Source organism: Anaeromonas frigoriresistens (assembly GCF_016820655.1).
In the GTDB taxonomy this organism is placed as follows: Bacteria; Bacillota; Clostridia; order Tissierellales; family SIT17; genus Anaeromonas; species Anaeromonas frigoriresistens.
This window is the reverse complement of sequence record NZ_WSFT01000032.1, coordinates 1-12,107: the sequence shown is the minus strand read 5'-3', so window position 1 is coordinate 12,107 and position 12,107 is coordinate 1. Positions and strand designations below refer to the sequence as shown.

At 29.1% G+C, this 12,107-nt stretch carries 14 protein-coding genes and 1 pseudogene; 14 read left to right on the top strand and 1 reads right to left on the bottom strand.

Features of this window, described 5'->3' with window-relative positions; genetic code table 11:
* Positions 1 to 251 precede the first annotated feature (251 nt).
* The 3 genes from GOQ27_RS08270 to GOQ27_RS08260 are packed head-to-tail and all read left to right on the top strand — an operon-like array spanning position 252 to position 2,137.
* Positions 252 to 467 (top strand): PLD nuclease N-terminal domain-containing protein, encoded by a 216-nt coding sequence (locus tag GOQ27_RS08270; protein WP_203366381.1) that lies wholly within the window; start codon positions 252 to 254, stop codon positions 465 to 467.
* A complete protein-coding gene (locus tag GOQ27_RS08265) occupies positions 457 to 1,377 on the top strand; it encodes an ABC transporter ATP-binding protein (RefSeq protein WP_207751286.1) in 921 nt (306 codons plus the stop codon). The genes GOQ27_RS08270 and GOQ27_RS08265 overlap by 11 nt, the downstream gene beginning before the upstream one ends.
* Positions 1,370 to 2,137 (top strand): hypothetical protein, encoded by a 768-nt coding sequence (locus GOQ27_RS08260; RefSeq protein ID WP_203366380.1) that lies wholly within the window; start codon positions 1,370 to 1,372, stop codon positions 2,135 to 2,137. The genes GOQ27_RS08265 and GOQ27_RS08260 overlap by 8 nt, the downstream gene beginning before the upstream one ends.
* Before the next feature lie 75 nt (positions 2,138 to 2,212).
* Here the strand turns inward: GOQ27_RS08260 and GOQ27_RS08255 are convergent, their stop codons facing one another.
* Positions 2,213 to 2,971: an alpha/beta hydrolase gene (locus GOQ27_RS08255; RefSeq protein ID WP_203366379.1), complete on the bottom strand. Its 759-nt coding sequence runs from the start codon at positions 2,969 to 2,971 to the stop codon at positions 2,213 to 2,215.
* A gap of 176 nt (positions 2,972 to 3,147) precedes the next feature.
* On the opposite strand from GOQ27_RS08255, the gene safA reads away from it, so the two are divergent.
* The 11 genes and pseudogenes from safA (at position 3,148) to GOQ27_RS08200 (ending at position 11,994) form a co-directional block, all read left to right on the top strand.
* A complete protein-coding gene (gene safA / locus GOQ27_RS08250; RefSeq protein WP_203366378.1) occupies positions 3,148 to 3,765 on the top strand; it encodes a SafA/ExsA family spore coat assembly protein in 618 nt (205 codons plus the stop codon).
* A gap of 385 nt (positions 3,766 to 4,150) precedes the next feature.
* Complete coding sequence (locus GOQ27_RS08245) at positions 4,151 to 4,411, top strand: autorepressor SdpR family transcription factor (protein ID WP_203366377.1); 261 nt, start codon at positions 4,151 to 4,153, stop codon at positions 4,409 to 4,411.
* 2 nt (positions 4,412 to 4,413) lie between these two features.
* A complete protein-coding gene (locus tag GOQ27_RS08240) occupies positions 4,414 to 5,055 on the top strand; it encodes an SdpI family protein (RefSeq protein ID WP_203366376.1) in 642 nt (213 codons plus the stop codon).
* A 207-nt stretch (positions 5,056 to 5,262) separates the two neighbouring features.
* Positions 5,263 to 6,114: pseudogene (locus tag GOQ27_RS08235) on the top strand (tyrosine-type recombinase/integrase).
* A 168-nt stretch (positions 6,115 to 6,282) separates the two neighbouring features.
* Entirely contained in the window at positions 6,283 to 7,113 is an 831-nt protein-coding gene (locus tag GOQ27_RS08230) for a S1 family peptidase (RefSeq protein WP_203366375.1), read from the top strand.
* Between the two features lie 140 nt (positions 7,114 to 7,253).
* A complete protein-coding gene (locus GOQ27_RS08225) occupies positions 7,254 to 7,775 on the top strand; it encodes a GNAT family N-acetyltransferase (protein WP_203366374.1) in 522 nt (173 codons plus the stop codon).
* Positions 7,776 to 8,007: 232 nt separating this feature from the next.
* The gene (locus tag GOQ27_RS08220) at positions 8,008 to 8,535 is read left to right on the top strand and encodes a GNAT family N-acetyltransferase (protein ID WP_203366373.1); all 528 of its coding nucleotides are present in this window, start codon (positions 8,008 to 8,010) and stop codon (positions 8,533 to 8,535) included.
* Between the two features lie 397 nt (positions 8,536 to 8,932).
* Positions 8,933 to 9,358, top strand: coding sequence for a VOC family protein (locus GOQ27_RS08215; protein ID WP_203366372.1), 426 nt, complete (start codon positions 8,933 to 8,935; stop codon positions 9,356 to 9,358).
* Positions 9,359 to 9,713: 355 nt separating this feature from the next.
* Positions 9,714 to 10,244 carry a GNAT family N-acetyltransferase gene (locus GOQ27_RS08210; RefSeq protein ID WP_203366371.1) on the top strand — a complete coding sequence of 177 codons (531 nt, stop codon included), beginning with the start codon at positions 9,714 to 9,716 and terminating at the stop codon, positions 10,242 to 10,244.
* Positions 10,245 to 10,576: 332 nt separating this feature from the next.
* Positions 10,577 to 11,431 carry a GNAT family N-acetyltransferase gene (locus tag GOQ27_RS08205; protein WP_203366370.1) on the top strand — a complete coding sequence of 285 codons (855 nt, stop codon included), beginning with the start codon at positions 10,577 to 10,579 and terminating at the stop codon, positions 11,429 to 11,431.
* A gap of 215 nt (positions 11,432 to 11,646) precedes the next feature.
* Complete coding sequence (locus GOQ27_RS08200; RefSeq protein ID WP_203366369.1) at positions 11,647 to 11,994, top strand: hypothetical protein; 348 nt, start codon at positions 11,647 to 11,649, stop codon at positions 11,992 to 11,994.
* Positions 11,995 to 12,107 lie beyond the last annotated feature (113 nt).

The following is a 12,107-nucleotide window of genomic DNA, read 5'->3' as shown; positions in this document are numbered from 1 at the left end:
CTTGGTGGGAGACTGCCTGGGAGAGTAGGACGTTGCTGGTTTTTTTATGTTTATTTTAAACCACTATATCTATTAATAGATATAGTGGTTTTTATTATATTTATAAATAAATAATTGACAAATTTAAGAATAGTATATTATAATTTAATTAGATATTTAGATAAATGTCTAATTATCTAATTGATTAAATAAGAATGACATAAAGGGAATATCAATATAATTAATTGATATTAAATTTAGGAGGGGTAATTATGTTAGAAGGGCTAAGTGTAATGGAGATCTTGAAAATGATGTTACCAGTTATAATATTGGAATTAGCAGTCAAAATATTTTGTCTGGTATCTATTTTTAAAAACGGTGTAAGAAATTTAAACAAAGTAGGATGGACATTAATAATATTGTTTATATCTACTATAGGACCAATTGCATTTTTAATATTTGGGAGAAGGAATAATTATGATAATTAAAGCAGAAAATTTGTGTAAAAGATATGGAAACAATAAAGTATTAAAAGGTGTAAACTTTAATGTAGAAAAAGGGGAAGTATATGGGTTTCTTGGCCATAATGGAGCTGGAAAAACAACTACAATGAATATATTAGCTGGAATTATTGACTATAATGATGGAAATATAAAGATAAATTCTTTGGATATGAAAGAGAATAGAACTAATCTAAAAGGAACTATAGGATACCTTCCTGAGGAACCTAAGTTTTATCCTTATATGACAGCTAATGAGTATCTTGCCTTTATAGGTGAAGTGCTAGGATTTGATAAAAATAAAATAAAATCTAGAAATAAAGAATTATTAGAACTAGTAAAACTTGAAGAAAGCTGTAATAGAAAAATTGGCGGATACTCTAGGGGTATGAAGCAAAGATTAGGGATAGCAGTGTCTATGTATAATAATCCTGAGATATTGTTATTAGATGAACCCTCATCTGCTTTAGATCCTACCGGAAGAAAAGACGTAGTAGATATAATAGAAGATCTTAAAGACTTAGGAATAACTGTATTTTTATCAACTCATATATTAAGTGATATAGAAAGAGTTTGTGACCGAGTAGGCATACTTCAGGGAGGTAAGATTATATTAGAAGAAAAATTAGACATATTAAAGAAGAGGTATTTACATCCTATCTATGATATTGAATTTGAAAAAAATATTAAGGAAGACATTATAAATACAATAGATAAAGATTGGATTGAAGAAATTAAAGTATATAAAAATATTATGAATATATATGTAAATGAAGATATTGATAGTAGAGACATAATGAAAGTAATAGCAGAAATAAATCTTCCTATATTATCTCTTAATTTAAGAAGGAGTAATCTAGAAGATATATTTATTAAGGTGGTGAGTGAAAATGAATAGTTTTGCTGCCTATATAAAAAAAGAAGCTATGGAAGGAATTAGAAGTTTTAAATTTTTAATACTTGCTATAGGTATTATACTATTTGCTTTGTTAGATCCTTTGGTGTTAAAATTATTGCCTAATATATTAGCCAGTCAAGCACCAGGAATGGATTTATCTCAATTAGTAAATTTTACACAAGCTGGAGCAATACAAAGCTATATGAATAACTTATTTCAAATATCTAATTTAGTATTAGTATTAAGCTTAATGGGAATATTATCTGAAGAATTAAAAAACAAAACATTAGTTATACCCTATTCTAATAAGGCTAATATTAATGGTATTGTATTGGCTAAGTATCTAGTGTATAGTATAGCAATATTGATAATTACATTAGTAGGATTTTTGATTAATTATTATTATTCAAAATTGCTTTTTCCTGAAGAAATTTTGAGAATATCAATATTATTTAAGACTAGTTTGATATTTAGTTTATATTTTTTATTTAATCTAAGTCTAATATTACTTATGAGTAGCTTGTTCAAAAAAGGTATTGTAGCGGGTATATTAAGTTTGAGCATTATATATCTTATGCCTGCTATAGGTATGATAGAAAAATTATCTAAAATTTTTCCCTATTACCTAGTGAAGCAAGCTAATATTTTAAGTAATAATTATGCTGATTTTTTAAATAAGTCAATAATATTAACGATTGGTTATATTATAGTATTAATAGGGTTAACTATATTTAGAATGAATAAAGTTGAATTGAATTGATACGTGCTATATTATATTGAGTATAGATAAAGTATCTTATCACCAACATATATTAGGGGCTGATGGTTATAACCATCAGCCTTTATTTTCATCAAACCATCGAGCTAATATACTTCCGATATAATATCCGTCATCCTTATTACTTACTAAATGATTTGCATCTTGAAGAGTTATAAAACTCTTAGGTGAACTTATTAAGTTAAATAACTTTAATCCCGATTCAAAGGGTACAGTTTTATCTTTATTTGAATGAAATATAATAATAGGCTTATCAAATTTTCTCATAGATTGATGAATATTTTCATTTTTTATATCTTCTAAGAAATGATCTCCAATCTTAAACTTTCTACCAGCAATATCTATTTCAGTTTTACCTTTACTAGATAATTCATCTTCGTATTTTGAAAATAATTTTATAAGGCCATTTAGATTATAAGGAGTCCCTATTGTGGCAATGCCTTTTATAAAAGGTAATTGACTTGCAGCTTTAATAGATATTAAGCCTCCTAAAGAGTGACCTATTAAGAACTTTGGAGTTTTATAATTTGAAGAGATATATTCGTATACTGATATCAAGTCTTCAATATTTGTTGTTAAATTGGTGTCTTCAAAATCACCTTCACTGTCACCTAATCCCGTCATATCAAATCTAATAGTTCCGTAACCATTCTTTACTAATATTTTTGAAATATTATTATAAATTTTATAATTTTTAGAGCATGTAAAACAGTGATTAAATATAATATAATCCTTTAGAGTATCATCAGGATACTCTAGTAATATTGATAAAAATTTATTGTATTTATTTTTAATAGAAATTTCTTTGCTAAACATTGATATACCTCCTCAGGATATTTTCTCATAAATACTAAAATAAAAAACAAAATAAAATAATATAAAAGGGTTATTATTTTATATACCACTAATTGGATTATATAGTTAAAATTAAAATAATATATTTAACAAATATATAGAAAACTATATACAAGAAATAGATTAAGGAGGAAGCTATGAAAAAGCGAATATTTATTTTATGTATTGCAGTATTATTGTTAGTATCCCTTCCAGTTTTTGCAATGCAGGATACATACACAGTAAAATCTGGAGATAGTATGTGGAAAATAGCCGTAAGATATAGAATTGGATTAAGTGAGATAATAAATGCAAATACTCAAATTAAGAATCCTAGTCTTATTTATCCAGGGCAAAAGTTAACTATACCAAATATTGATGATGTTAAGAGTATTGAAGATAAGGTCATAAAACTAGTAAATGTAGAACGTAGCAAAAATGGGTTATCTCCTTTAACTAAGAATTGGCAGTTATCTAGAGTAGCTAGATATAAATCTGTAGATATGAGAGATAAAAATTATTTTTCTCATACATCACCTACCTATGGATCACCTTTTAGAATGATGGAGGATTTTGGAATCAATTATACAGCTGCCGGAGAGAATATAGCATATGGACAAAGAACAGCAGAAGAAGTTATGAATTCATGGATGAATTCACCTGGTCATAGAAGTAATATTTTAGGTGGATCTTTTGATCAGATAGGAGTAGGAGTTGCAAAAGCTAAAAATGGAACATATTATTGGACACAGATGTTTATTAGAGCTGGAAAATAAAAATGATAAAAAATAGTACCATTTTTCATTTAATGTATATTATATATTAGTTAGAAATAAATAATTTATTAAATGAAAGGAATGGTACTGAATGTCTGATGGCAGAGGCGGAATCTTAGGTTGTTTTAGTGGAGGTTGTAATAGTGAATTATTGTTTTTCTTCCTATTATTAGTAGTATTATTTTGTTACCCATATTTAGGTGGTAGGTGCTAATAAATTAGTAAGAGTACAATAAGTAATGAAAATTAAATAAAATACTTCATGCTAATTAGTATGAAGTATTTTATTGTGGTATTATATTGACAAATCGATAATATAATAGTAATATAGAATTAGATATTTAGATAATTATCTAAATGTCTAATAACATGAGGTGGTGATAATGTGAATAAAGCATTTAAAGCTTTATCGGATCCTACTAGACGAAAAATATTAGAATATTTAAAAGAAAAAGATATGACAGCAGGGGATATAGCTGAATATTTTGATATAAGTAAGCCTTCAATAAGTCACCATTTGAATATATTAAAGAATGCTAATTTGGTATTGTGGGAAAAAGACGGTCAAAATATTGTATATTCATTAAATACTACTGTTGTTCAAGAAGTTATGAGATGGTTTCTTGATTTTAGAAAGGAGAATTGATTATGAAAAAAGATAGTTTTTTAATAATTATAGCTTTAATATCACTTATAGCTACATTTTTTGTATATGGTAGCCTTCCAGAGGAGATACCAAGACATTGGGGGTCAAATGGAGAGGTAGATGCTTACTGGGGAAAAGAAGGAGCATTTCTTACAGCGGCTTTACCATTATTACTTTATTTTTTAATGAGATTCTTACCCAAAATAGATCCTAAAAGAGAATCTTATAGAAAGCATAAGAAAGCATACAATATCACTATATATGGAATTATAGTTTTAATGATTGCTTTACATTGGGTTACTATGTATGCCTCTTTAGGTAATGATATTAATATGAAATTATTAGTAACCATGGGAGTAGGTATATTGTTTATAATTATGGGTAATTATATGGGTCAAATAAGACATAATTATTTCTTTGGAATAAAGAATCCATGGACTCTGGCCAGTGAGGAAGTTTGGAATAAAACCCATAGGGTTACTAGATATGCGTTTATACTATTAGGATTAATGTTTATTATAGGAGCATTTACCCCGGGGAAAATTACTACAGTTCTTATTATTGGAGGTATAATCGTATTAGTGATATTTACAACTATATATCCATATTTATTGTATAGGAAGATAAATGATAATAAAAAGTGATGAGATACTCTCATCACTTTTTATTATGTCTGTATTATAAATATTAAAAGAATAATATGATGCTTGATAACAAAATCAATATTACATAGGATATTTTAACAATGATATATTTTAAAATATTCAGATATTTCACTTTAAAATAAAGGAAATGGAAAATCTTTGTAGAAATAAGGGATAAGAGTAAATTAATGTTACAGTATAAGAATATTGAAAAGAGGCGGTAAAAATGTTATTTTAAAACAATTAGAAAAGCAGTTGACATTTAAAGGATATAGTACGAAAACTAAAAAAGCATATAGCGGTCATGTGGGAAGATTTGTAGAGTTTACTAATAGAACACCTCATTCCTTGGTAAAAGAAGATGTTGAAAAATATATTTATTATTTACTTAATGAACAAGAAAATTCCCATGCATATGTAAACCAAGCTTTAAGTTCAATAAAATTTTATTATGAGTATATATTGAAAAACGGGAAAGTATTATATGATTTACCAAGAGCTAAAAAAGAAAAAAAGTTACCAAATATTTTAAGTCAAAATGAAGTGCTTAGAATCTTAGATTCAGTTCATAATATAAAACATAAATCTATATTGTTTTTGACATATTCAGCAGGACTTAGAGTTGGAGAAGTAGTAAGACTAAAAGTAGAAGATATAGATAGTGATAGAATGTTAATACATGTAAAATAAGGGAAGGGTAAAAAGGATAGATATACTATACTTTTTGAAGTTGTTTTAAATATGTTGAGAAAATATGTTGTGCTACAAAAACTAAAAGATTGGTTGTTTCCTGGAGGAAAAGAAGGTAGCTTTTTAACAGAACGTTCAGTACATAAGGTTTTTGCAAAGGCTTGCAAAAAAGCTAAAATAAATAAAAAAGTTTCAGTGCGTACATTGAGACATTCCTTTGCAACACATCTTTTAGAAGGAGGAACTGATCTTAGATATATCCAGGAATTATTAGGACATTCAAGTTCTAAGACTACAGAAATATACACTCATGTATCTAAAACAAATTTTAGCAAAATAAAAAATCCATTGGATAGATTAATGAAGTAGATATACAGACATAAGCAAATATTCGCGAACTATAGTTCGTAAATCCGCCTATATTGGAGTAAATGACGAACTATGATTCGGTAATACAATAGTTATAAGACATATATTCAATTAGTAACAAGAATTAATAGAAAAAACAGTTTATAAATGAGGAGAGTGAATATTTAAATGGATTTATCAATTTCTGAACAATTAATGTATTCAACTGTTAGAATTGAGTGTCAATATAAAGATGGGGGTTCTGGGACTGGGACAGGTTTCTTTTTTAAGTTATTGGAAACTAAAGAAAATGGTAATCATGTACCAGTTGTGATTACCAATAAGCATGTTATTAATGGAGCTATTAAGGGTAGACTGCTATTTACAAAAGCACATGAGAACTATGAACCTATTGATAGGGAACATTTTAATGTGTATTTTGACAACTTTGAATCATGGTGGAGAAAGCATCCAGATCCTCGGGTTGACTTATGTGCAATACCGATAGCTCCATTTATTAAAGAAGCAGAGAATAAAAAAGAGAAACTTTTTTATATTCCACTTGATATGTCATTGATTCCCACAAAAGAGCAATTAGAAGAAATCTCTGCACTTGAAGAAATACTTATGATAGGCTATCCAAATGGTATTTGGGATGGAGTTAATAATAAACCAATATTTCGTAAAGGTGTTACTGCTACTAATCCAAATATTGATTATAATGGGAAAAAGGAATTTATGATTGATGCAGCATGTTTTCCGGGATCAAGTGGTTCTCCAGTGTTTATTTTTAATGAAGGTAGTTATAGGGACAAAAAAGGAAATACATATTTGGGGAAAAATAGAATATTGTTAATGGGTGTTTTATACGCTGGACCACAACATACAGCTACTGGCGAGATTAAAATTATAAATGTACCAACTTCTCAAAGACATATAGCCATTTCCAGTATTCCAAATAATCTTGGATTAGTAATAAAGTCAGAAAGAATAGCAGATTTAGAGAAACTCTTTAGATAATAATTATAGGGAGACGACATCGCCTAACATAGCATTTGCAGACAGTCCACAAAAGGCGTGTAGACCATCGTAAAATACTAGAAACGTTATAGGGTATAGCTGTTCATACAGTAGATTTAAGGCAAGAGGAGGGTTTTTCTATGGAAATAAGAGAAGGAATAGTTTCAGATATAGAAGGAATTACAAGAGTACACATAGATTCATGGAGAAGTACATATAAAGAAATGTTATCAAATGATTATTTGCAGGGACTATCACTTGAAAAAGGTAAGAAAAGTTGGAGAAGATTCTTTCAAGATAAAAACAATAAAGTTATAGTAAGTTTAAATGAGGACAAGAAAGTAATTGGATTCGCATCATTTGGTCCTGATAAAGATAAAAAATACAATTATGAGGATCAATTATATGGAATATACATTCTTGAAAAATATCAGAGAAAAGGTATAGGAAGACAAATGATTGAGAAGGTAATAGAGAAGATGAAAAATAATGAGACAAGCTCAATGATAGTTTGGGTTTTAAAAGATAATCCGTCATATAAGTTTTATGAATATCTAGGAGGGAAAAAGATAGTTGAAAATGATATTAAAATCGGAGGAAGAATTCTTAAAAAGGTCGGATATGGGTTTGATAACATAGATGATATTTTAAATAGGTTGTAACTTAAAGGTTAGTGGCATCGCTACGTCTTATAACATGGGCTTTACAACATGGTAAGGAATGTTGGTAGAGAAAGAAAATATCACGTCGCAAAGCCCAGGAACGTTATATGCCATCCCTGCAGAGAAAAGTAGTGGAAATAGGTAAAATGAAGATGATGATAGGCATATTAGATGGATTATGCGAATCAAATATAAATATAAAATGCAAAAGTAAAAACTAGGAGGAATTTATATGGATAAGTGCATGTTAATTAAACCAGATATTTCTTTTAAAAGTGATATTCAAGCCTTTCGTAAAGAAATGTTAGATGCTAACAGTTCTATGGATGGAACAGGTCCATTGAAACGTATGGATAACATTGAAGAATGGCTGGAATTTAATCAAAGATGTGAAAATAAAGAAACTGTACCCCAAAATTGGGTTACATGTGAACAATATATTTATGTGCGTGAAGCAGATAATAAAATAGTTGGTATGATTCAATTTCGCCATTATTTCAACGAATTTCTTGAAAAATATGGTGGTCATATGGGATATTCTGTTAGACCTGACGAAAGAAGAAAAGGCTACGCTAAGATGATGCTTGATAATTGTCTTAATATTTGTAAATTATATGGTCTTGAGAAGGTTTTGGTGACATGCATTCAAGAAAATGACAGTAGTAAGCGTACCATTCTTGCTAATGGTGGAATATACGAAAGTACAATTTATTGTGAACCTGATGATGTATACCTTGAAAGATACTGGATACATATCTAAACATTATTATTTGTTAATCATAGATAATGAAGTAAAATTAAGTGTAATTAATTCACAATATTTATAAGATATAAGGTGGTTAAAGAGTATTTTATTGTGCCTTTTCTTTTCTATGCGTCATAAAAAGCAATAAATAAGTGGGAGTAAAAACATTTGAGATAACAGGACAGCATATAACAGGAGCTTAGTAGACATCGAAAAGAAAAATTTTAGGGGAAGGCCGACATCACTAAGCCACAAAACGTTATAGGAAATAGTGATATCGGGGTTGTTCTACGGAGCCTATTTTCAAAAGACATGATGATACACGACAGTATAAAATTACGAACTAATGGCTATTATACATACAATCTTAGTGATAAAAAAGAATTTAATGATGAAATGAAAGGGTGGTAAAATGGCTATAATCACACCAAATTTTAATTTTGCAGGTCGCTGTGAAGAAGCATTTGTATTGTATCAAAAGGCTTTTGACGCAAAGGTTGGTTGTTTATTACGATATTCTGATGCCAATAAGTCTGATTGGGATAAAAAATTAACACCAGAACAAGAAAATTACATATATCATGCAGAGCTTTTTATTGGTGACCAAAGGATTATGATGTGCGACAATATGGATGTTAATTTTGTAAAAAGCACGGCTCTTTCACTGACTGTAACATTCGATACAAAGGACGAAGTAAAACAGGCATATGAAGTTTTACAGGAAGGCAGCGAGACAATTTATCAGATGCAGAGCACGACATATAGTTCTTGCATGGTTGTATTTATCGACAAATTTGGTTTCCGTTGGGGGTTGATGACGGAACAAACAGACCGATAAATTTCAATTTGTAGTTGAGTTATTTCACATTCTTTGCAAAAGAGGTCACTACTCCCTATAACAATACATTTGCATAAAGGTGCTGGCTGCACGTGTTAAGGGAAAGGTCAGGCACCACACTCTTCTCACTGGGTGGCAAGCACCGCCAGGGTGAAATGTCAAGGGGGTCCAGTTCGAAGGCGTCGCAAATACAAGAACGTTATATGAAAGAGTAGGCTATACTATGGCAGATACAATATTATCACCATTAAATTTTTTAGAGTAGTTGACAAAATACTAGAAACTACTTTTGATAGATTTCAATCTTTCTCATCGATAAATTTTATAAACAAATTATATTAAGGGGGTATTATATATGTTTTTTGAAACGGATAGAGTTCGATTGCGAAAAATGAGAGAAAACGATATAGAAGTGTACAATAAATGGAGTAATGATGAAAAGGTAATTTCAAATACCTATCCAAATTTAGATATACATTCACTAGAGGATACAGAAGATTTTTATAATAAAATAAAAAATACCAATAATTCTAAAACCTATATTATTGAAGAGAAAATTAAAAAGACTCCATTAGGCATAACTAGTCTGACAAATATTGATTTTTTTAATAGAAATGCTGAATTTATTATAGACATAGGTGAAAAAAATTATTGGGGAAAAGGATATGCAACTGAGGTTGTTACTGTTATGTTAGATTATACTTTTAAAGAGTTGAATTTACATCGTATATATTTAAAAGTTTTCTCATTTAATAAGAGAGCAATAAGATTATATGAAAAGTTCGGATTTAAGCATGAAGGAAAGATGAGAGAAGCTTTATATAGAGAAGGTAAATGGCATAATATTATCATTATGGGATTATTACAAAGTAATTATTTAAAGTGAAAACAAATAATTGTTTAAAGTGCCTACTCTATCATATAACATAGGATTTCCGTTACGCCAAAAACCGGGCTACCCTACGGGACATTATCTTTGTCATGTCTTTTGGAATAAAAGAGCAAAAAGCTATAGTAGCAAAAGACATGCCAACCCTAACGGGACGATAACGTCGTAAATCCCAGAAACGTTATAGGAAATGATGATATCAGAGTATTTTTTAGGGTCTTTTCTGAAAAAAGAGATGTTTAATATATTTATAAGTTATTTATGACGTATTTGTAGAAAACTACGTCACAAAAGAACTTTAGTATAAATTAAAGTTAGGGGAGATAACTATGTTTACTTATAAAACGCTTGAAGATACAAGTGTTGAAATACTACATCAAACATTTGTAAGTGCATTTTCTGATTATCAAGTTAAAATCGATTTACCCTTTTGGAAGTTTCAACAAATGCTTCAAAGAAAAGGTTATGTTTCAGAAATTTCAATGGGAGCATTTAAAAATGATGCGTTAGTGGGATTCGTTTTAAATGGATTAAGAAACTGGAATGGCAATTCAACTGTGTATGACATAGGGACAGGTGTTATAGGTGAGTATAGGAAAAAGGGGATAACAAGTACTTTGATTTTAAATATCAGAGAATTGCTTAAAGAAAAAAAAGTAGAGCGATATTTACTTGAAGTACTTCAACACAATACATCTGCAATTCAACTTTACCAAAAACAAGGATTTGATATTATAAGAAATCTCGCATGCTTTCAGTTACAGAAGGATACATATAGTCTGATGACAACTTATAAAGTTGAGCATGTGAATAAAATTGATGCAACTAATTGGGAAGGATTGATGGAATTTTGGGATTTTACGCCATCTTGGCAAAATTCTATTGACTCAATCAACGCTGCATCTGATATATTTATATATTCTATTATACGTTTTGACGATACGATTGTGGGTTATGGCATTATTGATAAGAAAACAGGAGATATTCCTCAAATAGCAGTAAATAAGAATTATAGACGTAAAGGAATTGCAAGAAGTATAATTGCAGATTTGCTAAAAAATACAGAAGCACATAAGATTAGTGTTATTAATGTAGACAATGAATCTAAATCTACGAAAGATTTTTTACTCAAATTAGGATTTGAAAATAGTGTTGACCAGTATGAAATGATTTCAAAATTATAATTTTTTTATAGCGTGGATTATCACTTATAAAATATTGTGACGTAATATTCTTATTATGCGAAGGATTAGAGTGGTAAAAGGTCATCACTTCCTATAACAAAGGCTTATCAGACATCGGCAAGAATTTAGCTAGCAAAGTCTGACGTCGATAAGCCCAAGACGTTATATGAAATTTTTGCAGATGGTTTAATGAGTAAGCAAAGGAGGAAAAACAAATGCATATTAACGAGAGTATAAATTGTGATCATTTTTCGTGTAGTGGTATAAATGAAGGTGGTTTTTTAGTTCCTACGAGGAATATAAAGAAGGAAAAAATAAGGATTTTGATGATATCCGAAGTTCCTCCAGAAAATAAAGAAGATTACTTTTATTCATCTGATAAATCTGACTATATGAATACTACTATTCAGGCTTTTAAAGATGCAGGTATAGAAGTTAATAGTTTAAATGAATTAGAAGAATTAGGTGTGTATTTAACAACTGCTGTAAAATGTCCTAAACTTCAATATCGAATATCAGCTAAAACTATAAAAAATTGTTCAAAAATTCTAGAAAAGAAATAAGTTATTTTCCGAATGTTCAAGTGTATTTATTAATGGGGGATGTGGCTATCAAAGCTATGAATTATATATGGAAAAGAAAAAGTGGTGAGAAAGTAATTCCTAATGGTTCAACT

What these genes read in the sequence shown, in the direction of transcription:
- GOQ27_RS08210 (WP_203366371.1), top strand. Translation starts at nt 9,714, where the DNA reads ATGTTTTTTGAAACGGATAGAGTTCGATTGCGAAAAATGAGAGAAAAC.
- GOQ27_RS08260 (WP_203366380.1), top strand. Translation starts at nt 1,370, where the DNA reads ATGAATAGTTTTGCTGCCTATATAAAAAAAGAAGCTATGGAAGGAATT.
- GOQ27_RS08205 (WP_203366370.1), top strand. Translation starts at nt 10,577, where the DNA reads ATGTTTACTTATAAAACGCTTGAAGATACAAGTGTTGAAATACTACAT.
- GOQ27_RS08230 (WP_203366375.1), top strand. Translation starts at nt 6,283, where the DNA reads ATGGATTTATCAATTTCTGAACAATTAATGTATTCAACTGTTAGAATT.
- GOQ27_RS08200 (WP_203366369.1), top strand. Translation starts at nt 11,647, where the DNA reads ATGCATATTAACGAGAGTATAAATTGTGATCATTTTTCGTGTAGTGGT.
- GOQ27_RS08265 (WP_207751286.1), top strand. Translation starts at nt 457, where the DNA reads ATGATAATTAAAGCAGAAAATTTGTGTAAAAGATATGGAAACAATAAA.
- GOQ27_RS08270 (WP_203366381.1), top strand. Translation starts at nt 252, where the DNA reads ATGTTAGAAGGGCTAAGTGTAATGGAGATCTTGAAAATGATGTTACCA.
- GOQ27_RS08240 (WP_203366376.1), top strand. Translation starts at nt 4,414, where the DNA reads ATGAAAAAAGATAGTTTTTTAATAATTATAGCTTTAATATCACTTATA.
- GOQ27_RS08220 (WP_203366373.1), top strand. Translation starts at nt 8,008, where the DNA reads ATGGATAAGTGCATGTTAATTAAACCAGATATTTCTTTTAAAAGTGAT.
- GOQ27_RS08255 (WP_203366379.1), bottom strand. Translation starts at nt 2,971, where the DNA reads ATGTTTAGCAAAGAAATTTCTATTAAAAATAAATACAATAAATTTTTA.
- GOQ27_RS08225 (WP_203366374.1), top strand. Translation starts at nt 7,254, where the DNA reads ATGGAAATAAGAGAAGGAATAGTTTCAGATATAGAAGGAATTACAAGA.
- GOQ27_RS08215 (WP_203366372.1), top strand. Translation starts at nt 8,933, where the DNA reads ATGGCTATAATCACACCAAATTTTAATTTTGCAGGTCGCTGTGAAGAA.
- safA (WP_203366378.1), top strand. Translation starts at nt 3,148, where the DNA reads ATGAAAAAGCGAATATTTATTTTATGTATTGCAGTATTATTGTTAGTA.